Origin of the sequence: Nonomuraea sp. NPDC050404, assembly GCF_040655495.1 — a bacterium.
Taxonomy (GTDB): domain Bacteria; phylum Actinomycetota; class Actinomycetes; order Streptosporangiales; family Streptosporangiaceae; genus Nonomuraea.
In genome coordinates this window covers 308,830-330,140 of record NZ_JBFAKB010000007.1, presented here as the reverse complement: position 1 = coordinate 330,140, position 21,311 = coordinate 308,830, and the positions used below count along the sequence as shown (strand labels likewise).

Genomic DNA, 21,311 nt, shown 5'->3' with positions numbered 1-21,311 from the left:
CAGGGAAGGGTAACTAAGGATCAACAGGGGTGGAGACTCGTTCCTGTCGGTCGACCTCTCTATGGTCTTGGTTCGTGGACCCGGTTCAAGGCACTCTCGACGAGCTCGGCACGCCGCTGAGCAACGTCACGTTCGTCGTGTTCGACCTCGAGACGACCGGCGGCTCGCCCGCCGAGGACTCCATCACCGAGATCGGCGCGGTCAAGGTGCGGGCGGGCGAGGTGCTCGGCGAGTTCTCCACGCTGGTCGATCCCGGCGGGCCGATACCGCCGTTCATCTCCGTGCTGACCGGCATCACCGACGCCATGGTGATGGCCGCCCCGAAGATCGGGTCGGTGCTGCCGAGCTTCCTGGAGTTCATCCGCGGGGCCACGCTGGTGGCGCACAACGCCGGCTTCGACACCCGTTTCGTCAAGGCCGCCTGCGCCGAGCTGGGCTATCCCCCGCCCGCCAACCCGGTCGTCGACACGGTCGACCTGGCCAGGCGGGTGCTGACCCGCGACGAGGTGCCCAACGCCAAGCTGGGCACGCTGGCCAGGTTCTTCCGCAGCCCCACCGAGCCGTGCCACCGCGCCCTGCAGGACGCCAGGGCCACCGTGGACGTGCTGCACGGACTGATCGAGCGGGCCGGCTCCTTCCAGGTGCACACGCTGGAGGAGCTCAAGTCGTTCGTCCGGGCTCCCACGCCCGAGCAGCAGCGCAAGCGCCACCTGGCCGACTCCGTCCCGCACGCGCCGGGCGTCTACTTCTTCGAGGACGAGCGCGGCGAGACCCTCTACATCGGCAAGAGCACCAACCTGCGCAACCGGGTGCGCTCCTACTTCACCGCCGGCGAGACCCGGCCCCGCATCCGCGAGATGATCGGCATCGCCGAGCGGGTACGCCACATCGTCTGCTCGACCGCGCTGGAGGCCGAGGTCAGGGAGCTGCGCCTGATCGGCGGGGCCAAGCCGCGCTACAACCGCCGCTCCCGCTTCCCCGAGAAGGTCGTGTGGCTCAAGCTCACCACCGAGGTGTTCCCGCGGTTGTCGATCGTGCGCGACCTCAAGGACGACGGCGCCACCTACCTCGGCCCCTTCACCAGCGCCCGCCTGGCCGACGACGCCCGCATCGCCCTGCACGAGGCGGTCCCGCTGCGCCAGTGCACCCAGCCGGTCACGCTGCGCACCCGGCGGGCGGCCTGCGTGCTGCACGAGATGGGCCGCTGCGGCGCGCCGTGCGAGGGCAGGGAGAGCCCGGAGGAGTACGCCGTGCACGCCGAGAACGCCCGCCGCGCCATGATCGTCGACGCCTCCCCCGTCTTCACCGCCGTCTCGGCGCGCATGGAGCGCCTGTCGGTCGAACAGCGCTACGAGGAGGCCTCCGTGGACCGCGACCGGCTGGCCGCTTTCGTCCGTACGGCGGCCCGCATGCAGCGCCTGACGGCCATCACCCGTATCCCGCAACTCGTGGCCGCCAGCCCGGCGTTCGGCGGCGGCTGGGACATCCACGTCATCCGCTACGGCCGGCTGGCCAACGCGGGCGTCATGCCGAAGGGCGCCCACCCGACCCCTTTCGTCGCCTCCCTGACGGCCACCGCCGAGGCCGTGCTGCCGGGTCCGGGTCCCATCCACGCCGCCAGCGCGGAGGAGACGGAGTGCATACTGCGCTGGCTGGAGTCGCCCGGGGTGCGGCTGGTGGAGGTGGACGGCGAGTGGAGCCTGCCGGCGCGCGGAGCCGCCCGGCACAAGGCGCGCATCGACCTCGCTTACCGGCATCTCGACCAGAGGCGCAATCGGGAGGGACGACCTTTGAGGTGAAAGGATAGAGTTGTTACATGGTCACGGCTATCGTCCACATCAATGCAGAGGTAGACCGGATCCCGGAGGTCGCCCAGACGATCGCCGAGATCGACGGGGTCAGCGAGGTCTACTCCATCACCGGGGAGTACGACCTGATGGCCATGGTCCGGGTGGCCGCGTACGAGGAGATCGCCGAGGTCGTCCCGGGGCGGATCAACAAGGTCGACGGGGTGCTGCACAGCGAGACCCACATCGCCTTCCGCGCCTACTCCAAGCACGACCTGGACGCCGCCTTCTCAATCGGCTTCCCCGAAACCGACTGACCCGGCCCGGCGGCCCGCACAGCCCTCCCGCCCGGCCCGGCTGCCTCGCGCAGGAACCCGGCCCACGCCCGGCCCGCCGTCACGGCTGACCCCGCGCCAGGCTCGTCCGTGGCACGGCGTTCCCGGCTGCCGGCGCGCCCCCACGTGGGCGGTGTGAAAGGACGCCACGCAAGAACAACCGGCGGGAGACGCCGACGGGCCCGGACGAGTGGCTCGTCCGGGCCCGTGCGGTTGTGGCGTCAGGGTGAGTCAGTGGCTGTGGCTGCGGTCCTCGTCCTTGCCGGAACCGATGGCCGCGTGCTCGTCATCGTGCCCGTGCCCGTCGTCCAGCGGGATCTTCTCCCCGCCGTACGCCTTCGACATGCGCCCGCGAAGCTTGCCGAGCGGCCCGCGCATGCCCTTCGGCGGGATGCCCGAGGTGTCCTCGTCCACCGGCAGCTCCGGCACCGCCTCCTTGCCCCGCATGTGCGCCTCGATGTCCTCCGCCGGCGGCGTGTGGACCTCGATGAACTCACCGTGCGGCAGCCGCTTGATCACACCGGACTCGACACCGTGCGAAACGACCGCCTGGTCGGAACGCTGCAGGCCGAGGCACATGCGGTAGGTGATCAGGTAGGCCAGCGCCGGCGCCAGGAAGACCAGCACCCGGCCCGCGTAGGTGGTGTGGTTCAGGCTCACGTGGAAGAACGCCGCGATCTCGTCGTTAGCGCCGAGCAGCCAGAGCACGCCGTAGAACGTGATGGCCGCCATGCCGATCGAGGTGCGGTGCGGGTTGTTGCGCGGACGGTCGGCGACGTGGTGCTCACGGTTGTCGCCGGTCACCCAGCGTTCCAGGAACGGATAGAGCGCCAGGCCCGTCATGATGATGCCCATCGGCACCAATGCCGGGATGATCACGCTCAGTGGCAGCGTGCCCGCCTGGGTCGTACCGAAGAGGTTGATCTCCCACGCCGGCATGAGCCGCAGCGAGCCTTCGAGGAAGCCCATGTAGAAGTCGGGCTGCGAACCCGCCGACACGTCCGCCGGTGTGTACGGCCCGAACAACCAGATCGGGTTGATCTGCGTGAACGTCGCCAGACCGGCCACCACGGCCAGCGTGAACAGGAAGTACGCCCCTGCCTTGGCCATGAAGGCAGGATAGAACGGCGAGCCCACCACGTTCTTGTTGTTGCGGCCCTTGCCCGGCATCTGGGTGTGCTTCTGCACCCACATGAGCACCATGTGCGCCGTGATCAGCGCCAGCAGGATGCCCGGGATGAGCAGGATGTGCAGCGAGTAGAACCGGGAGACGACGTCATGCCCCGGATACTCCCCGCCGAACAGGAAGAACGTGATGTACGTGCCCACCACCGGCAGCGAGATCGCCACACCCTCGGTGATCCGCAGACCGGCGCCGGAGAGCAGGTCGTCGGGCAGCGAGTAGCCGGTCAGGCCCTCGGCCAGCGCCAGCGTCAGCAGCAGCACGCCGATGATCCAGTTGAGCTCGCGCGGCTTGCGGTAGGCGCCGGTGAAGAACACCCGCAGCGCGTGGACCATCATGCCGGCCACGAAGAGCAGGGCCGCCCAGTGGTGCATCTGCCGCATGAGCAGACCACCCCGGACGTCGAAGCTGATCTCCAGCGACGACGCGTAGGCCTCGGACATCAGGACGCCCTTGAGCGGCGCGTACGAGCCGTCGTAGGCGACCTCCATCATGCTCGGCTTGAACCAGAGCGTCAGGAACGTACCGGTCAGCAGCAGGATGATGAAGGAGTAGAGCGCGATCTCACCCAGCATGAACGACCAGTGGTCGGGGAAGATCTTGCGCAGGTTGCGCTTGAGCGCGTTGGCCCCGCCGAGCCGCTCGTCGAGGTAGTTCGACGGGCCGGCGATGGCCTTCGGCACGGTCTTCAGGTCGCTCATGCGTGGCCTCCCTTCGCCCTGGCCTCGGCCTCGGCGTCACCGCGTTCCCAGTAGCTGGGGCCGACCGGCACGTTGAAGTCGCCGGTGGCCACGAGGTAGCCCTCGGCGTCGACGGTGATCGGCAGCTGCGGCAGCGGCCGGGCGGCCGGACCGAAGATGACCTTGGCGCCGTCGGCGGCGTCGAACGTCGACTGGTGGCACGGGCAGAGGATGTGATGGGTGGTCTGCTCGTACAGAGCGGCGGGGCAGCCCACGTGGGTGCAGATCTTGGAGTACGCCACGATGCCGTCGTGCGTCCAGTTCTTGTTCGTACCGGCCTTGATCTCGGCCGGACGGAACTTGATCAGGATGAGCGTGGCCTTGGCGAGCGCCGTCAGGTCGTGCTCGTAGCCCTCGGGGACGACCGACAGGATGCCGCCCGGCGAGTTGAAGTCGGCCGCCCTGATGGGCTGGCCGGTGCCCTCGACGACGAGCCTGAGCGGCTTGCCCTCCTTGTTCTTCTCACCCCAGACCGTGTGGCGCAGCTCCTTGTGGAAGTTGGCGCCCGCCATCTTGCTGTTGTCCAGGTCGCGCAGCAGCACCAGCGGCACCAGGCCGAGCGGCGCGGCCGCCAGCAGCAGCGTGCGGCGCAGCAGCTTGCGCTTGACGAAGCCGCTCTCGTTGGCGCCCCGCACGAAGGTGTCCGCGACGACGTCGCGGTCCTCCTCGTCGGAGGCCATCGTGTGGCGCTCCTGGACCAGCGAGTACTTCGGCATGATCTGGCGGACCCAGACCACGATGCCGATCGCCAGCGCCAGGATCGCCACCGTGAGCGAGGAGCCCAGCGCCAGGTTGGAGGTGCCGGTCGCCTCGGGCGAGCCGACCTGGAAGTACACGTAGGAGATGATGAAGGCGATGGCGGCGAAGAACGTGATGACGAAGCAGAGCGCCACGATCTTCTCGGCCTTGCGGGCCTTGGCCTCGTCCTGCAGGGTCACGCCGGGGACGTCCTGATCGACGTCTTCCTGCGCCTGCGCGGCGCCGAGCATCGAGGTGCCCGGCGCGGGGGTGCCGATGACGCGCTTGGGCACGCGTTCGTCCGGCTGCTCGATCTCGTGCTCGTTGTCTGTCATGGCTTCTGTCGCTTCTTCGCGGTGATCCAGATTGCGGCGAGTGCGAGGACGGCTATGCCTACTATCCACGCTACGAGACCCTCGGTCACCGGGCCGATGCGGCCGAGACCGAAACCGCCCGGGTCCTTCTGCGCGCGCACCTGAGTGATGTAGGCGATCATGCTGCGCTTCTCTTCCGGCGTGATCGTCGTGTCGTTGAAGACCGGCATGGCCTGCGGGCCGGTGATCATCGCCTCGTAGATCTGCGTCGGGGTCGACTCGTTGAGACTGGGCGCGTGCTTGCCCTGCGTCAACGCGCCACCGGCGCCTGCCCAGTTGTGGCACTGGATGCAGTTGGCGCGGAACAGCTCGCCACCCTTGCCGGCGTCGCCGAGCTTGCCGTCCACCTGCTCGGCCGCGGGCACCTGCGGGCCGCCGCCCAGCGACTGCACGTAGGCCGAGATCTGCCGGATCTTGGTCTCGTTGACCCACTCCGGCAGCGGCTTGCGCGGCGCCTGCGGCCCCGGCGCGCCGGCCGGCATGCGCCCGGTGCTCATCTGGAAGTCGACGGCCGCGGCGCCGACGCCGATGAGTGTGGGGGCCTTGCCGTCGATGCCCTGCGCATTGGTGCCGTGGCAGCTCATGCAGTGCTTCTCGAACAGGCTCCTGCCCTCGGCCACGTCATCGACCTTGCCCGCCGCCAATGCCGCGTCGGCAGGCTTACCCGCCTGAACCAAGGCGGCGTATACCATCCCGACCAGCGCCAACGCCAAAATCAGGACGGCGTATCTCGCGAGGGGATGCCGCCGCCAAGCGGTGATCCTAACCACAGAGATCCCGTTCCTTATTGAATGATGTAAATGGTCGCGAAAAGACCGATCCAGACGACGTCTACGAAGTGCCAGTAGTAGGACACGACGATCGCGCTGGTGGCCTGCTCATGCGTGAAGCGCTTCGCGGCGTACGTGCGTCCCAGCATGAACAGGAACGCGATCAGGCCACCGGTCACGTGCAGGCCGTGGAAGCCCGTCGTCAGGTAGAACACCGAGGTGTAGGCGTTAGCGGACAAGGTCGCGCCCTCTGACGCCAGCTCCATGTACTCGTACAGCTGCCCGGCGACGAAGACCGCGCCCATGAGGAAGCTGACGATGTACCAGAAGCGGAGCTTTCCGACCTGCCCCTTCTCCGCGGCCCACACGCCGAGCTGGCACGTCACACTCGACAGAACCAGGATGATCGTGTTGGCCGTCGCGAACGGGATGTTCAGGTGAGCGACGTGTTCTGCTGACGCTCCAGCAGGAAGAAGGCCGGGCCCCCACTCGAGGCCCTTGCCGACGCTCACCGACCGGATGGTGAAGTACATCGCGAACAGCGCCGCGAAGAACATGAGCTCAGAGGACAGCCAGACGATCGTCCCGACACTGACCAGGTTCGGCCGCCGGTACGACTGGGCTGTCGTCGTCGAAGTTATTGCGGATGCTGTCGCCACGGGCAGCATTATTGCGGTTCCGGTGGTCGGTCCGGCGCACGACCCCCCGTTAGCAGGTACAAACCACGGACCAACCTGGGATAATCGACACAAAACACCCACCAGGCATGGTGGCCTGGGCCTCCGCGCCGACACACCGGTACGATCCCAGGTGACCCTACCTCTTCGACTGATAGTGAGCGCGACCGATGTCCACTGGGAGCACCGACGAGAAGATGAAGGTCCTCGTCTACAGCGACGACGCCGCCACCCGGACCGAGGTGAGCCAGGCGATCGGCAGGCGCCCCGCCGCCGACGTGCCTTTCGTGGAGATCGTCGAGTGCGCCACCGAGCCCAAGGTCCACCAGTGGCTGGGCTCCGGCGAGATCGACGTGGCGATCCTCGACGGCGAGACGCAGCCCGCGGGCGGCATGGGCGTGGCCCGCCAGGCCAAGGACGAGGTCTACGACTGCCCGCCCATCTGCCTGATCATCGCCAGGCGCGACGACCGCTGGCTGGCCGAGTGGTCCAAGGCCGACGCGGTCGTGTCGCAGCCCCTGGAGCCGATGGTCGTGGCCGACACCGTGGCGGGCCTGATGCGCCGCCGTTCCTCCACCCGACTCAACGCCAAGTAGGTGCCCATGGACTCCCGGACGACCTGGCCCACCCTGCTCTCCGCTCTCCTGTCCGGAGAACATCTCACCTCCGACGAGTCGGCCTGGGCGATGCGGGAGATCATGTCCGGCACGGCGACGCCGTCCCAGATCGCCGGCTTCGTGATCGCGCTGCGCGCCAAGGGTGAGACGGTCGCCGAGGTGGTCGGCCTGGCCCGCACCATGCTCGACCTGGCCACGCCGCTGAGCGTGGAGGGCCCCGTGGTCGACATCGTCGGCACCGGCGGCGACCGCGCGCACACCGTCAACGTCTCCACGATGGCCGCCATCGTGGCCGCCGCGGCGGGCGCGCGCGTGGTCAAGCACGGCAACCGCGCCGCCTCGTCCTCGTGCGGCGCGGCCGACGTGCTGGAGCACCTGGGCATCCGGCTCGACCTCACGCCCGAGCAGACCGCGCAGGTGGCCCGCGACGCGGGCATCGCCTTCTGCTTCGCCCCGGTCTACCACCCCGCGCTGCGCCACGCCGGCCCGACGCGCAAGGAGATCGGCGTGCCCACGATCTTCAACTTCCTGGGCCCGCTGACCAACCCGGCCCGCCCGTCGGCCCAGGCCATCGGCGTCTACGACGCGGGCATGCTGCCGGTGCTCGCGGGCGTGTTCGCCGAGCGCGGGGTCTCCGCGCTGGTGTTCCGCGGCGACGACGGCCTCGACGAGCTCACCATCGCGGCCACCTCGACGGTGTGGGTGGTCAGGGACGGCACGGCGACGCAGACCGCGTTCGACCCGGCGGTCCTCGGCATCCCGCGTGCCGACGTGGGCGCGCTGCGGGGCGGCGACGTGGCCTTCAACGCCCAGGCCGTGCACGATCTCGTACGCGGCAAGACCGGGCCCGTGCGTGACGCCGTGCTGCTCAACGCGGCGGCCGCCCTGGTGGCGGCCGACGGGCCCGGCGACGAGCTCGACTCCGCCATGATCGACGGGTACGCGCGGGCCGTGCAGGCGGTCGACTCGGGCGCCGCGGCGGCCACCCTGGACCGCTGGATCGAGGTCAGCGGCTCCTTCCGCCCCGCCTGACCCGCCGAGCACGAGGGGCCGTCACCCACAGGCGACGGCCCCGGACCTCAAGGCAGCATGATGGTGGGGCCGGCCTTGAGGACGCTCCACTTGAGCCACTGCTTCCAGTTCTCCTGCCAGTGGCCCCAGCCATTGGTGGGCTCCAGCTTCCGTGGCGAGCCCGTGATGATGATCGGATCGCCGATCAGGGTGTTCTTGATGAACCAGGCGGCGTTGCCGGGGCTGATGTTCACGCAGCCGTGGCTCACGTTCGAGTTGCCCTGCGAGCCCACCGACCAGGGCGCGCTGTGCACGTACTCGCCGCTGTTGGAGATGCGCACGGTGTTGTAGACGGTGAGCCGGTAGTACCCGGCCGAACCCGGGCCGATGCCCGGCGAGGTCATCACCGTGACGGGCTCGCGCGACATGGCCAGGTGCACGCCGGAGGTCGTGTAGTACTTCCACTGGCCGCCCTGCCCGGCGCTCATCGGCATGGCGCGAATCTTCTTGCCGTCGCGCCGCACGTGCAGCACGTGCTCGTTGACGCTGCCCCGGGTGATCTGCGAGCGGCCGATCTTGAAGTCGAGGCGTACGTCCCGTTTGCCGTACATGCCGGGCCCGCCGCGCACCCCCGCCAGCTTGGCCTCCACGCTCACCTTGCTGTGCGCGGGCCAGTACTTCTGCGGCCGGAAGTCCACGTGCGTGTCGTCGAACCAGTGCCACGCCCCCTCCACCGGCTTGGAGCTGCGGATGCTGAGGTTGCGCTCGACGGCGACCCGGTCGGCCACGGGCTTGTCGAAGGTGATCATGACGGGCATGCCGACCCCGACCGTCAGCCCCGTGTCGTCCTTGTTCGGGGTGATGGTCTCGATGTCGAACGCCTTGTCGCCCTTGACCGTGGTGAACGTGCTCGTGCTCTGGACCTGCTTGCCCGCGCCGTCCACGGAGACCGCGGTGACCGTGTAGACCGTGCCCGGCCTGGCGCCGCCCAGGCTGCGCCAGCGCGAGCCGTCGGCGCTCAGCAGCCCCTTGAGCGGCCCGGACTTGCCGCCTTGCACCTGTACGCTCTTCAGCTTGCCGCTGTGGGCCGACACCACCACGGCCTGGTCCGTGGGCACGTTCGCCGCCTTGTCCGCCGGAGAGACTCCCACAGGGGCGCTGCGCGCCCCGCCCGCCATGGCGACCCCCTCAGGGTCCTCCGGTGCCGGGCCCGCCGAGCACGCCGTCAGCAGCGCCAAGGCCAGCAGGCCGGCAGATCCATACGCTCCGCGCCCCACGAGTACTCCCTCGTCCAAGATCGAGCCAGTTCTGCCTCCTTTATTACCCTGAGTGATCGAATAACCGCATCCGGACACTGGCAAAGAACACCAAAAAGCGGGCGTCCTCCCCCTGAGGGAAGACGCCCGCTCGGTGACTCCGGTCGCTCTAGTGCGAGAAGTGACCCCGGTAGTACTGGAAGACGAACCCGATCATGGCCATCAGGATCAGGAAGACCCCGATCAGGAACATCCAGAAGCCGATCACGAAACCGGCGAAGGCGAAGGCCGCCGCCAGGCAGAGGAACAGCGGCCACCAGCTGCTCGGGCTGAAGAACCCGATCTCGCCCGCGCCGTCGCTGATCTCGGCCTGCTTGTTGTCCTCCGGCTGGTCGCCGATGCGCCGCGCGGTGAACATGAGGTAGTAGCCCACCATGAACGCGAAGCCGACCGAGATGGCCATGGCGGTGGTGCCGACCGGCTCACCCTGACCCGTCGCGGCCTTGGTCCAGAACCAGTAGGCGATGTCCACGCCGGCGAAGAACACTCCGCACAGCAGGAACAGCCAACCCTGCACCTTCATTAGGACTCGACCTCCGGAGCGGGCTTGCTTGGCTTGCTGGAAGCATGCGGGTAGTGCAGGTCGAACGCGGGACGCTCCGACCGGATGCGCGGCAGCGAGGTGAAGTTGTGCCGCGGCGGCGGGCAGGAGGTCGCCCATTCGAGCGAGCCGCCGTAGCCCCACGGGTCGTCCACGGTGACCTTGGGCGCGGTGCGCCAGGTCTTCCAGACGTTGTAGAAGAACGGCAGCGTCGAGGCGCCCAGCACGAACGCGCCCACCGACGACAACATGTTCAGGTCGGTGAAGCCGTCGGCCGCGCTGTAGTCGGCGTAGCGGCGCGGGAAGCCCACCACGCCCAGCCAGTGCTGGACCAGGAACGTGGTGTGGAAGCCGATGAACAGCAGCCAGAAGTGCAGCTTGCCGAGCTTGTCGTCGAGCATCTTGCCGGTGAACTTGGGCCACCAGAAGTAGAAGCCCGCGAACATGGCGAACACGACGGTGCCGAACACCACGTAGTGGAAGTGGGCCACCACGAAGTAGGTGTCGCTGATGTGGAAGTCGAGCGGCGGCGAGGCCAGGATGACGCCGGTCAGGCCGCCCAGCAGGAACGTGATCAGGAAGCCGACCGAGAACAACATCGGCGACTCGAACGACAGGTGCCCCCGCCACATCGTGCCGATCCAGTTGAAGAACTTCACGCCCGTCGGCACCGCGATGAGGAACGTCATGAACGAGAAGAACGGCAGTAGCACCTGCCCGGTCGGGAACATGTGGTGCGCCCAGACCGTGATGGACAGACCGGCGATGGCGATCGTCGCGCACACCAGGGTGATGTAACCGAAGATCGGCTTGCGGCTGAAGACCGGCAGGATCTCGGTGATGATGCCGAAGAACGGCAGCGCGATGATGTACACCTCTGGATGCCCGAAGAACCAGAACAGGTGCTGCCAGAGCAGCGCGCCGCCGTTCTCCGAGGCGAAGATGTGGGTCCCGAGTTTGCGGTCCGACTCCAGCGCCAGCAGCGCGGCGGCCAGCACCGGGAAGGCCATCAGCACGAGCATGCTGGTCAGCAGCACGTTCCAGGTGAACAGCGGCATCCGGAACATGGTCATGCCGGGCGCGCGCATGCAGATGATCGTGGTGATGAAGTTGACCGCGCCGAGGATCGTGCCCAGGCCGGACAGCGCCAGACCCATGATCCACAGGTCGCCGCCGACGCCGGGCGAGTTGATCGCGTTGGACAGCGGCGTGTAGGCGAACCAGCCGAACGAGGCCGCGCCGCCCGGGGTGAAGAAGCCGGAGACGGCGATGAGGCTGCCGAACAGGTAGAGCCAGTAGCTGACCATGTTCAGGCGCGGGAAGGCCACGTCGGGCGCGCCGATCTGCAGCGGCATCAGCTCGTTGGCGAAGCCGGCGAACAGCGGCGTCGCGAACATCAGCAGCATGATCGTGCCGTGCATGGTGAACAGCTGGTTGAACTGCTCGTTGCTGGTGAACTGCAGGCCCGGCTGCGCCAGCTCGGCCCGCATGACCAGCGCCATCACGCCGCCGATCAGGAAGAAGGCGAACGACGTGATGAGGTACATGTGCCCGATGATCTTGTGATCAGTCGAGGACATCCACTTCGCGATGATCTGCCCCTTGGGGGTGGGCGGCCTGACCGTCGTGGGGGTCAGTGGTTCATGGATGGCGGTCACTGGGCGGCACCCTGGGTCGAGACGTACTGGTTCCACTCGTCCTGGTTGACGAGCTTGACCGAGAAGAGCATCCGGCTGTGGTCCACACCGCACAGCTCGGCACAGCGGCCGGCGTAGGTGCCCCTCGCGTCAAGCGTGGTGATCTGGAACTTACGGCCGGGGCTGTCCTCGGGAATGCCCGGGATGATGTCCCGCTTGAACAGGAACTCCGGCACCCAGAAGGAGTGGATGACGTCGTCGGTCTGGAGGTCGAACTCGATCTTCGTCTTGTTCGGCAGGACGAGCTGGGGGCCCTGGTGATAGTCGCTCACCGGCACGCCCGCGACGGGCTTGAGCGGCTTGCCGTTGACGGTCGTGGTGAAGCGCCAGCTCCACTGGTACGCCTCGACCTTGACCTTGACGGTCGCGTCGCCGTCCACGCGGTCGAGCACCTCGCTGTCACGCGCGGTGAAGAAGAAGAACACCGAGACCATGACCAGCGGGATCAGGGTGTAGAGAATCTCGATCGGCATGTTGTAGCGAACCTGCGGCGGCAGCTCGGCCTTGGCCCTGCGCTTGCGGTGGAAGATGGTCGCCCACAGGATCAGCACGATGACGACGGCACCCGTGGCCAGCGCGGCGATCCAGGCCCCGTTCCACAGGCTCTGGACCACGCCGCCCTGCTCGGTGACGTGTTCGGGAAGAAGGCCGCGAGACCAGTCGGCCTCGGGGACGTCATTAGCACACGCCGTAGCAGTGGCCAGCAGCAACGCCAAAGCGGCAGCGCGCGGCACCCTGCGCCGGGCCAACGAACGCCGCGTCGTACGGCGAGTCGGACTCACGGATCGCCTACCCCACAGATGAAGCCCAAGAGTCGTTCTCTTGGGGGCTCGTATTTCCAAATGCACAGCTTGATTGCAGACACATTAGCGTGCAGGTGCCTCGCCCCACCGCGCGACCCCTCGATGGCCCCGCAAGTGGGACGATGAGTCCCGTGGCTTATTTCGACGCGGCTTCGAGCGAGCCGCTCCACCCCCAGGCGCGCGAGGCGCTGCTGGCGGCGATCGACGCCGGCTGGGCCGACCCCGCGAGACTCTACGGCCAGGCCCGCCGCGCGCACCTGCTGCTCGAACAGGCCCGCACGGAGGTGGCCGAGGCGCTCGGCGCGCGCCCTGACGAGGTGTCGTTCACTTCGTCGGGCACGCAGGCCGTGCATCTCGGCGTGCTCGGCACCCTACACGGAAGGCGCAGGGCGGGGCGTCATCTGGTGACCGGAGCGGTGGAGCACTCCAGCGTGCTGCACGCCGGTGAGGTGCACGAACGCGACGGCGGCACGGTCGAGACGGTGGGCGTGGACCTGTCGGGCCGGGTGGACCCCGACCGGTTCGCCGAGGCGGTCGCGCGCCCCGGCACGGCGCTGGCGTGCCTGCAGAGCGCCAATCACGAGGTCGGCACGCTCCAGCCGGTGGCGCGGGCCGCCGCGGCCTGCCAGGCGCACGGCGTGCCGCTGCTGGTGGACGCGGCGCAGACGGCCGGCCGGATGCCGGTGCCGCCCGGCTGGTCGGTGCTGACGGCCAGCGCGCACAAGTGGGGCGGCCCCGCCGGGGTGGGCGTGCTGGCGGTGCGCAAGGGCACGCGCTTCCGCTCCTACCTGCCGGCCGACGAGCGGGAGCGGCGGCGGGTGCCGGGCTTCGAGAACGTGCCGGCCGTCGTGGCCGCCGCCGCGGCCCTGCGCGCGGTCGCCGCCGACGCCGAACGGGAGCAGGCGAGACTTTCCGGCCTCATCGACAGGATCAGGCGGACGGTCCCGGAGATCGTCCCGGACGTGGAGGTCATCGGCGACCCCGTTGACCGGGCGCCGCACATCGTGACCTTTTCGTGCCTCTACGTTGACGGAGAGGCGCTGCTGAGCGAGCTGGACAAGGCGGGATTCGCCGTATCGTCCGGAAGTTCGTGCACCGCTAGTACGCTTCGTCCATCGCACGTTCTCGAAGCCATGGGCGTGCTGACGCATGGGAACGTCCGGGTGTCGCTACCCAGGGGCGCCTGCGCGGACGAGGTCGACAGGTTCCTCGCCGTCCTGCCCGATCTGGTACGCCGCATCCGGCAGGACGCGGGAGTCGCATGACCGAGGTAACCCAGCCGGCTTTGACGATCGACGCACTCGGGAAGAAGTGCCCGATCCCGATCATCATGCTCGCCGAGCAGATCAACCACATCCCGCTGAACGCCGTGGTGGCCGTGCTGGCCGACGATCCGGCGGCGTACACGGACGTGCCGGCTTGGTGCAGGCTGAAGTCGCATCGCCACGTGGGGTCGTACGAGCTGCCCGAGGGCGGCTGGGCGATCCACGTCAGGCGCAACTACTAGATTTCCGGTCGTTCCCTAATCGCCGATTCAGGCGCGCAGGGTGGGTAGGGGCTTCCCGTACGGAGTTCATCGACATCCAGGGGAAGTCATGATCAGCGCACAACCGCACGAGACCGCCCGCGACGTCATGAGCACGGGAGCGGAGTGCGTCGCCGCGCACGAGACCCTCGACCGGGCGGCGCAGATGATGCGCGAGTTCGGCGTGGGGGCGCTGCCCGTGTGCGGGCCCGACGACCGGGTGACCGGCATCATCACCGACCGGGACATCGTCGTGAAGTGTGTCGCGGCGGGCCACGACCCCGCCCGGGTGACGGCCGGCGAGCTGTCCACCGGGCTGGTCTGGGTACCGTCGGACGCCACCGTGGAGGAGGCGCTGGCACGCATGGAGGAACACCAGATCAAGCGCCTGCCGGTGATGGAGAACGGCCGCATCGTCGGCATGATCACCGAGGCGGATCTGGCCAGGCACCTGCCCGACGGCGAGCTCGCCGAGTTCGTGCACCGCGTCTACGCCCTGCGCTGACACGCGGCCAGAGAGAAAGGGCCGTCCCCGCCGAACGGGACGGCCCCTTTTTGCGGCTCAGGGGTGGTAGCAGCGGACGTGCTGGGAGATCTCCGACAGCGCCTCGGCCCCGTACGCGGCGCCGAACCGCTCCAGGAAGGACTTCTGGCCCAGCTCGTACTCCTGGCCGCCCACGCGCTCCAGCACGTGCGTGGCGGTGAGGTTGCCGATCTGCCCGCACCGCTCCAGCGGCAGGCCCCAGGCCAGACCGGCCAGGAAGCCGGCGCGGAAGGCGTCGCCGACGCCGGTGGGGTCGGCCTTGCCGAGCTCGGGGGCGGGGGCGACGTGGATGGACGGCTCGCCCTTGCGGTCGATGACGGCGCCCTTGGGGCCGAGCGTGGTGACCCGGACGCCGACCCGGTCGAGGATCTCCTCGTCGGTCCAGCCGGTCTTCTGCTCGATGAGCCCCTTCTCGTAGTCGTTGGAGAACAGGTAGGCGGCGCCGTCCACGAGCTGGCGGATCTCCTCGTCCGCCATGCGGGCGAGCTGCTGGGAGATGTCGGCGGCGAACGGGATGCCGCGCTGGCGGCACTCGTCGGCGTGCCGCAGCATCGCCTCGGGGTCGTTGGGGCTGAGCAGGACCAGGTCCAGGCCCTTCAGGCGGTCGGCGACGGGCTTGAGCTCGATGAGCCTGGCCTCGGCCATGGCGCCGGTGTAGAAGGAGGCGATCTGGTTGTGGTTCTGGTCGGTGGTGCACAGGAAACGCGCGGTGTGCTGCGTCTCGGAGATGTGCACGGACTCGCAGTCCACGCCGTGGCGCTCCAGCCACGAGCGGTAGTCGGCGAAGTCGTTGCCGACCGCGCCGACGAGGATCGGCTTGAGCCCGAGGCAGCCCATGCCGAAGGCGATGTTGGCGGCGCAGCCACCGCGCCGGATCTGAAGGTCGTCGACCAGGAACGAGAGTGACACCCGGTCCAGTTGCTCGGCGATGAGCTGGTCGCCGAAGCTTCCCGGGAAAGTCATCAGGTGGTCAGTCGCGATTGAGCCGGTTACGGCGATGCGCACGGGATTCTTCTTCCTCGTTGTCAGCAGGCCAATGAGCCCCACGAGAATACGCGAAGGTCCCGCACGCACAAAGGCGAGCGGGACCTGCCTGCTGCCGGCGACCCTTAGTTGAAGGAGTCGCCACAGGCGCACGAGCCAGTGGCGTTGGGGTTGTCGATGGTGAAGCCCTGCTTCTCGATCGTGTCGACGAAGTCGATGGAGGCTCCCATGAGGTACGGGGCGCTCATCCGGTCGGTGACCACGCTCACGCCGCCGAAGTCCGACACGACATCCCCGTCCATCGAACGGTCGTCGAAGAAGAGCTGGTAGCGCAGACCGGAGCAACCTCCCGGCTGCACGGCGACCCGCAGCTGCAGACCCTCTTCGCCCTGCTGCTCGAGCAGGCTCTTCACCTTGGCGGCGGCCCCGTCAGTCAGGATCAGGCCCTGCGCCGTGGTCTCGCTGCTCTCAACCGTCATCTGATGACTCCCTAACCCGGCTGTCGTTTCTGACGTCCTACTAATGACGCTACCAACACCTGGGCGTTGCCACACATTCCCGGGGCGACTCCCCCCGGAATAAGCACGATGTGCCATGTGTCATGATGAGTATCGTCAAATCGACGATAAGGGGGGATGGCCATGGCTGCCCAGACCGGACTGCCGCTTTTCGTCCTCGGCCGGAGCGCCGATCCGCACAGTGAGAAGGGGGTCGACTGCCCCGGCGAACTGCCGCCCGCCTCCGACCCCGGCCTGGTGGACCGCGCCCGCAAGGCCAAGGAGACGCTCGGCGACCGGCTGTTCGTGCTCGGCCACCATTACCAGCGCGACGAGGTCATCCAGTTCGCCGACGTGACCGGTGACTCCTTCAAGCTGGCCCGGCAGGCCGCCGCCCGGCCGGGGGCGGAGTTCATCGTCTTCTGCGGCGTGCACTTCATGGCCGAGTCCGCCGACATTCTCACCGGTGACGCCCAGAAGGTGATCCTTCCCGACCTGGCGGCGGGTTGTTCGATGGCCGACATGGCCACGTTCGACCAGGTGGAGGAGTGCTGGGAGTCGCTGGAGGACGCGGGGCTCGCCGATCAGGTGGTCCCGGTCACGTACATGAACTCCAGCGCCGACATCAAGGCGTTCTGCGGCAGGAACGGCGGCGCCGTCTGCACCTCCTCCAATGCCCGCCGCGCCCTCGACTGGGCCTTCGAGCAGGGGCAGAAGGTGCTCTTCCTGCCCGACCAGCACCTGGGCCGCAACACGGCGGTGCTGGAGATGGGCATGTCGCTGGAGGACTGCGTGGTGTGGAACCCGCACCGCCCGAACGGCGGGCTGAGCCGCGAGGAGCTGGCGCGCGCCAGGATGATCCTGTGGCGCGGCCACTGCTCGGTGCACGGCCGCTTCACGGCGGAGTCCGTGGACGACGTACGCGCCCGCATCCCCGGCGTGAACGTGCTCGTGCACCCGGAATGCCGCCACGAGGTCGTGCTCAAGGCCGACCACGTGGGCTCGACCGAGCACATCATCAAGATGCTGGAGCAGGCCCCCGCGGGGTCGAGCTGGGCCATCGGCACGGAGCTGAACCTGGTCAAGCGCCTGGCCCAGACCTTCCCCGACAAGGACATCTCCTTCCTCGACCGCACGGTCTGCTACTGCTCGACCATGAACAGGATCGACCTGCCGCACCTGGTGTGGGCGCTGGAGTCGCTGGTGCTGGGCGAGGTCGTCAACCAGATCACGGTGGACGAGGACACCACCCACTGGGCCAAGGTCGCCCTGGACCGCATGCTGGCCCTGCCGTAGCACGGGCCGGAGCGGCTGCTCAGCCTGTCGTTCGCCGCCCGCCGCCGACCTCCGTCAGGAACGCGGCGGCGGCATCGGCGAAGCCGCCGGGGTCCTCGGTCCAGGGCAGGTGGCCGCCGCGCTCCAGCACCACCCGGGTCACCCGGGGCAGGGCCCGCTCCAGGGAGTCCACGGCCCGGCGCGGCCGGATGTCGCGCGCCCCGTCCACGATCAGCACCGGCACGTCCAGCTCCGCGCAGGCCGCGCGCAGCTCCGGCGTGCCCCACTCCCGCCTGTCCGCGGCGTTGATCGCGGCGTTGCATTCGAGGTTGACGCCGTACCAGGGTGTGGCCATGCGCTCGGACTGTTCCAGGGGCCGCTCGCCGGTGAAGTCGGCCGACCATTGCAGCACCGCCCACTCGCGCTCCTCCTCCGGCGTGCGCTCGCGGTCGTTCAGTTCCTGCCACCGCTCCAGGTGCTCGCCCAGCCCGGCGCGCAGGTTGCGGGCGTAGTCCTGGCCCCAGGCGGACTTCGGTTCGATGCCGTTGCCGGACACGTAGACCAGCCCCCGCACGCGGTCGGGGTGGTCCAGGGTGTAGCGCAGGGCGAGCTGGGCGCCCCAGGAGTGGCCGAGCAGCACCATGTCGTCCAGCCCGAAGTGGCGGCGCACGGCGTCGAGGTCGGCCGCGGTCCTGGCCATCGAGTACGGCCCGACCCGCTGGGAGCGGCCGCATCCCCGCTGGTCCCACCGGTGCACGCGGGCGGCGCCCGGCAGCAGGTCCGCCACGTCGCCCAGGGTGTCCCACAGGCCGGGGCCGCCGTGGCAGAAGACGACGGGCACGCCGTCACCGGTGGTGCGGGTGGCCCACAGCTCGGCCCCGTCCTCGGTCAGGATGATCTCGTCCATACGCCCCATTGTGCGGGGATCAGGCGAAGTCGTAGCCAACCTTCACCACGACCGTGAGGCTCTGGCGGCCGGGGCTGATCGTGTCCTGGGCCTCGGCGGCCATCAGGGCCGATCGCCCCAGCGGCACGGGCGGGCCGTTCCGCAGCTCCTCGCTCACCGACACCACCCGCCCCAGCGGGCGCCCGGCCAGCTCGGCGTACTGGGCGGCCTTGGCCGCGGCGTCCCTGAACGCGGTGGTCCTGGCCTCGCGCAGCGCACTGCCCGGGTCGGACACCTCGAAGTTCACGCCGTTGAGCCTGGCCTCCTCCCCCACGCCCGCCACGGTGTCGATGACGTGGTCGGCCCGGCCCACGTCGCGGACCAGGACGTCGAAGCCCTGAACCGCCCGGTAGGCCGACACCTTCGGGTACGCCTCGTACTCCGGCCCCAGGGACAGCTCGGCCGTGCTCACGTCCTGCGCCTCGATGCCCACCTGGCGCAGCGCCTCGGCCAGCCGGGCCGCGGCGGCCCGTACGGCGGCGAACGACTCCGCCGCCGACGCCCTGCGCACCTCGACGCCCGCGTGCAGCCGCAACATGTCCGGTGTGGCCAGGGCGACGCCCTCGCCGAGCACGGTGATGTCCACAGTCAGCTCCTTCGGAGTGGGACTCCGTCTTGATCCTAAGACGTGCCGGTCCTGCCGCAAGGGAGCCCGGACGCCGGGTGCCGGCGGCTTTTACGGGACGCGGCTGAAACGCAGGCCCATCCTGTCCAGCTCTGCCCGGTCCGGCGCCTTGGCCAGGACCCGCTCGACCTTGCCCGTCAGGTCGATCACGACGGCCTCGTACCCGGCGCCCTTGGCGCGCCACACCGCCAGGCGCTCGTCGTCCCACCAGCCGATGAGCCGGTTGGTGGCGACCGGGATCGTGACGGCCCCGGTGTCGTGGCCCGAGGTGGAGCGGGCGCACAGCGTGGTGCCCTGCGCGGTGCAGTGGGCCAGGAAGCGGCTGCCGGACGGCGAGACGTCGTCGCCCTCCACCCACACCGGGCTGCCGACGCCGGGCAGGGTGCGCACGAGCTTGCCGTTCAGGTCGTAGAAGCGCATCGCGCCCCCGGACCAGGTGCCCACCGCCTTGCCGCCGGCGTCCCAGAAGAAGCGCCACTCCCCCGCGCCCCGGTCCTTGATCTCGAAGGCGCTGCCCTCGCCGGTCGTCGCGTCGATGATGCCGAAACCGTGCTCGACGGCCGAGCCGTCCGTGCCCTTGTAGAGGGTGACCAGGCCGTACCTGCCGTCCGGGGACCAGCGGGGGGTGGTGGGGTAGACCGGTTTGGGGCTGAGCTTGACGACCCGTCTGGCGCCGCCGGCGCGGTCGATGAGGGACACGGTGGCGAACAGGTCGTCGCTGTAGTCCACGTCGGTGGCGAGCGCCAGGTTGGCCACGGGGTTCGGCGCGTACTCGAAATAGCGGTTCTCGCGGGTGAACGCGCGGCTGTTCTGCTTCCTGACGTACAGGCGCCTGCCGTTTTCCAGGGTGTAGGAGGCGAGCCTGATGGGGTCGCCGTCGCGCTCCTCGATCGTCACCGACGTGCCGGGCAGGGTGATCGGGCGGGCGGCGGGCGTCCTGGTGGGAGAGGCCGTGGCGGAGCTGGTGGCGGTGGTGGGGGGCGGTGAGGCGACGCCGGACGGAGAGCCGCTCAGGCGGATGGCGATGAGGGTGCCGGCCGCCACGAGCACGAGCGCGCCCGCTGCTCCCCCCGCGACCAGCCAGCCGCTGCCGCGCCGCCCCTCCCGCCGGTTCGGCGGGAGGCCCGGATGGGACGGTTGAGACGGCTGGGTCTGCGGGAACCCCTGGTGCGGCGGCTGGAAGCCCGGGTGGGGCTGCTGGAAGCCCGCTTGGGAGGGCTGGGTGTGCGGGTGGGGCGACTGGCTCTGCTGGTACTGGGGGTGGGAGGTCTGAGTCGGCGAGGCCGTCGGGTGGGGTGGCACTGGCTGCTGCGGGTACGCGTGCCGCACGTCCCACGAGGACAGTGCCGCCGCGGTGCCCTGCTGGAGCAGGGTGGGCGGCTGGGCGGAGGCAGGGGCGGCCTGCGCGTGAGCGTCACCGGGAGGCGCGGCAGAGGTTGGGGGACCGCCGGGAGACGCGGCGGAGGCTTGGGCCCGGGTGTCGCCGGGGGGTGGGGTGGCGGGGGTCTGGCCGAGCAGGCGCATGAGGGCCTCGCTCGCCGTGGGACGCCCGGCCGGGTCCTTCGCCAGGCAGTCCGTGACCAGCGCGCGCAGGGCCGGATCGGTCAGGCAGGAGGTGTCGGCCTCGGTGTGCAGGATCCGGTTGACCACGGCGGCCACGCTGTCGTACCCGAACGGCGGCTGCCCGGAAGCGGCGAACAGCAGCGTGCACGCCCAGGCGAACATGTCCGCCTCCGCCCCGGGCCCGACCTCCGTGAACTGCTCGGGAGCCATGTACGCGGGCGTGCCCACCGCCGCACCGGTGAGCGTGGAGGTGAGGTCGAGCGCCTTGGCGATGCCGAAGTCGATCACGCGGGGGCCGTCGGGGGCCAGCACCACGTTCGACGGCTTGAAGTCGCGGTGCACGATGCCGGCCTGGTGAATGGCGACCAGCGCGGTGACGGTGCCGATGGCCAGCCGGTGCAGGGCGGCGCCCGAGCGGGGGCCCTGGCCGCGTACGACGTCGGTCAGGGTCGGGCCGTCGATGTACTCGCTGACGATGTAGGGCCGGCCGCCGTACAGCCCGGTCTCGATGACCTGGGCCGTGCAGAACGGCGCGACCCGCCTGGCCATCGCCACCTCGCGGACGAAGCGCTCCGACGCCTCGGCGTCGCCCGCCAGGTCGGCGCGCAGCAGTTTGAGTGCCGCCTTCGTCCCGCCGGGGCCCGTGGCCAGGTAGACGATGCCCTGACCGCCCTCGCCGAGCCTCCCGGTCAGGCCGTACTGACCCACCGTCGCGGGATCCCCTGGCCGCAGGGCCGCGAGGTCAGGCATTGGCAACCCCCAC

At 69.4% G+C, this 21,311-nt stretch carries 21 protein-coding genes; 8 read left to right on the top strand and 13 right to left on the bottom strand.

The genetic code is table 11. The features are described from left to right. Positions 1 to 74: 74 nt before the first annotated feature. Positions 75 to 1,799, top strand: a complete 1,725-nt coding sequence (locus tag AB0I81_RS21695; protein WP_360659222.1) for a DEDD exonuclease domain-containing protein — start codon at positions 75 to 77, stop codon at positions 1,797 to 1,799. Between the two features lie 17 nt (positions 1,800 to 1,816). Beyond that, positions 1,817 to 2,104: an Lrp/AsnC ligand binding domain-containing protein gene (locus tag AB0I81_RS21690; RefSeq protein WP_360659220.1), complete on the top strand. Its 288-nt coding sequence runs from the start codon at positions 1,817 to 1,819 to the stop codon at positions 2,102 to 2,104. Between the two features lie 249 nt (positions 2,105 to 2,353). Here AB0I81_RS21690 and AB0I81_RS21685 read toward each other — a convergent pair whose 3' ends face one another. Genes AB0I81_RS21685 through AB0I81_RS21670 form a run of 4 tightly spaced genes read right to left on the bottom strand, consistent with a single transcriptional unit; the run spans position 2,354 to position 6,595 of the window. Continuing rightward, positions 2,354 to 4,006, bottom strand: coding sequence for a ubiquinol-cytochrome c reductase cytochrome b subunit (locus AB0I81_RS21685; protein WP_360659218.1), 1,653 nt, complete (start codon positions 4,004 to 4,006; stop codon positions 2,354 to 2,356). Beyond that, positions 4,003 to 5,118 (bottom strand): Rieske 2Fe-2S domain-containing protein, encoded by a 1,116-nt coding sequence (locus AB0I81_RS21680; RefSeq protein WP_360659216.1) that lies wholly within the window; start codon positions 5,116 to 5,118, stop codon positions 4,003 to 4,005. Before AB0I81_RS21680 ends, AB0I81_RS21685 begins: the two co-directional genes overlap by 4 nt. Continuing rightward, the gene (locus AB0I81_RS21675; RefSeq protein WP_360659214.1) at positions 5,115 to 5,927 is read right to left on the bottom strand and encodes a c-type cytochrome; all 813 of its coding nucleotides are present in this window, start codon (positions 5,925 to 5,927) and stop codon (positions 5,115 to 5,117) included. Before AB0I81_RS21675 ends, AB0I81_RS21680 begins: the two co-directional genes overlap by 4 nt. A 14-nt stretch (positions 5,928 to 5,941) precedes the next feature. Further along, positions 5,942 to 6,595, bottom strand: a complete 654-nt coding sequence (locus AB0I81_RS21670) for a heme-copper oxidase subunit III (RefSeq protein ID WP_360659212.1) — start codon at positions 6,593 to 6,595, stop codon at positions 5,942 to 5,944. A gap of 179 nt (positions 6,596 to 6,774) precedes the next feature. Here AB0I81_RS21670 and AB0I81_RS21665 point away from each other — a divergent pair, with 179 nt between their 5' ends. Continuing rightward, positions 6,775 to 7,200, top strand: coding sequence for a hypothetical protein (locus AB0I81_RS21665; RefSeq protein ID WP_360659210.1), 426 nt, complete (start codon positions 6,775 to 6,777; stop codon positions 7,198 to 7,200). Between the two features lie 6 nt (positions 7,201 to 7,206). Then, positions 7,207 to 8,253, top strand: a complete 1,047-nt coding sequence (gene trpD / locus AB0I81_RS21660; RefSeq protein ID WP_360659208.1) for an anthranilate phosphoribosyltransferase — start codon at positions 7,207 to 7,209, stop codon at positions 8,251 to 8,253. 47 nt (positions 8,254 to 8,300) lie between these two features. Here the strand turns inward: trpD and AB0I81_RS21655 are convergent, their stop codons facing one another. The 4 genes from AB0I81_RS21655 to AB0I81_RS21640 all read right to left on the bottom strand — a co-directional run bounded on the left by AB0I81_RS21655 (position 8,301) and on the right by AB0I81_RS21640 (position 12,400). Next, positions 8,301 to 9,509 (bottom strand): Ig-like domain-containing protein, encoded by a 1,209-nt coding sequence (locus AB0I81_RS21655; protein WP_360659206.1) that lies wholly within the window; start codon positions 9,507 to 9,509, stop codon positions 8,301 to 8,303. 148 nt (positions 9,510 to 9,657) lie between these two features. Continuing rightward, the gene (locus AB0I81_RS21650) at positions 9,658 to 10,071 is read right to left on the bottom strand and encodes a cytochrome c oxidase subunit 4 (RefSeq protein ID WP_360659204.1); all 414 of its coding nucleotides are present in this window, start codon (positions 10,069 to 10,071) and stop codon (positions 9,658 to 9,660) included. After that, complete coding sequence (ctaD, locus tag AB0I81_RS21645; protein WP_360659202.1) at positions 10,071 to 11,747, bottom strand: cytochrome c oxidase subunit I; 1,677 nt, start codon at positions 11,745 to 11,747, stop codon at positions 10,071 to 10,073. The genes AB0I81_RS21650 and ctaD overlap by 1 nt, the downstream gene beginning before the upstream one ends. After that, positions 11,744 to 12,400: a cytochrome c oxidase subunit II gene (locus AB0I81_RS21640; protein ID WP_360659200.1), complete on the bottom strand. Its 657-nt coding sequence runs from the start codon at positions 12,398 to 12,400 to the stop codon at positions 11,744 to 11,746. The genes ctaD and AB0I81_RS21640 overlap by 4 nt, the downstream gene beginning before the upstream one ends. A gap of 311 nt (positions 12,401 to 12,711) precedes the next feature. On the opposite strand from AB0I81_RS21640, the gene AB0I81_RS21635 reads away from it, so the two are divergent. The 3 genes from AB0I81_RS21635 (at position 12,712) to AB0I81_RS21625 (ending at position 14,619) form a co-directional block, all read left to right on the top strand. Further along, the gene (locus AB0I81_RS21635) at positions 12,712 to 13,854 is read left to right on the top strand and encodes an aminotransferase class V-fold PLP-dependent enzyme (protein ID WP_360659198.1); all 1,143 of its coding nucleotides are present in this window, start codon (positions 12,712 to 12,714) and stop codon (positions 13,852 to 13,854) included. Continuing rightward, the gene (locus AB0I81_RS21630; protein ID WP_360659197.1) at positions 13,851 to 14,096 is read left to right on the top strand and encodes a sulfurtransferase TusA family protein; all 246 of its coding nucleotides are present in this window, start codon (positions 13,851 to 13,853) and stop codon (positions 14,094 to 14,096) included. Before AB0I81_RS21635 ends, AB0I81_RS21630 begins: the two co-directional genes overlap by 4 nt. Positions 14,097 to 14,184: 88 nt before the next feature. Further along, positions 14,185 to 14,619 carry a CBS domain-containing protein gene (locus tag AB0I81_RS21625; RefSeq protein WP_360659195.1) on the top strand — a complete coding sequence of 145 codons (435 nt, stop codon included), beginning with the start codon at positions 14,185 to 14,187 and terminating at the stop codon, positions 14,617 to 14,619. A gap of 57 nt (positions 14,620 to 14,676) precedes the next feature. Here AB0I81_RS21625 and AB0I81_RS21620 read toward each other — a convergent pair whose 3' ends face one another. Continuing rightward, positions 14,677 to 15,663 carry a carbohydrate kinase family protein gene (locus AB0I81_RS21620; RefSeq protein ID WP_360659193.1) on the bottom strand — a complete coding sequence of 329 codons (987 nt, stop codon included), beginning with the start codon at positions 15,661 to 15,663 and terminating at the stop codon, positions 14,677 to 14,679. Positions 15,664 to 15,767: 104 nt separating this feature from the next. Then, a complete protein-coding gene (locus AB0I81_RS21615; RefSeq protein WP_360659191.1) occupies positions 15,768 to 16,121 on the bottom strand; it encodes an iron-sulfur cluster assembly accessory protein in 354 nt (117 codons plus the stop codon). Between the two features lie 156 nt (positions 16,122 to 16,277). Between AB0I81_RS21615 and nadA the strand changes: the two genes are divergently transcribed. Further along, positions 16,278 to 17,435 (top strand): quinolinate synthase NadA, encoded by a 1,158-nt coding sequence (gene nadA, locus AB0I81_RS21610; RefSeq protein WP_360659189.1) that lies wholly within the window; start codon positions 16,278 to 16,280, stop codon positions 17,433 to 17,435. A gap of 19 nt (positions 17,436 to 17,454) precedes the next feature. On the opposite strand, the gene AB0I81_RS21605 is transcribed toward nadA, so the two are convergent. From AB0I81_RS21605 to AB0I81_RS21595, 3 genes are all read right to left on the bottom strand, one after another. Then, the gene (locus AB0I81_RS21605) at positions 17,455 to 18,321 is read right to left on the bottom strand and encodes an alpha/beta hydrolase (protein ID WP_360659188.1); all 867 of its coding nucleotides are present in this window, start codon (positions 18,319 to 18,321) and stop codon (positions 17,455 to 17,457) included. 19 nt (positions 18,322 to 18,340) lie between these two features. Continuing rightward, the gene (locus AB0I81_RS21600; RefSeq protein WP_360659186.1) at positions 18,341 to 18,946 is read right to left on the bottom strand and encodes an SIMPL domain-containing protein; all 606 of its coding nucleotides are present in this window, start codon (positions 18,944 to 18,946) and stop codon (positions 18,341 to 18,343) included. Between the two features lie 90 nt (positions 18,947 to 19,036). Continuing rightward, positions 19,037 to 21,298 carry a protein kinase gene (locus AB0I81_RS21595; protein WP_360659185.1) on the bottom strand — a complete coding sequence of 754 codons (2,262 nt, stop codon included), beginning with the start codon at positions 21,296 to 21,298 and terminating at the stop codon, positions 19,037 to 19,039. Between the last annotated feature and the right edge of the window lie 13 nt (positions 21,299 to 21,311).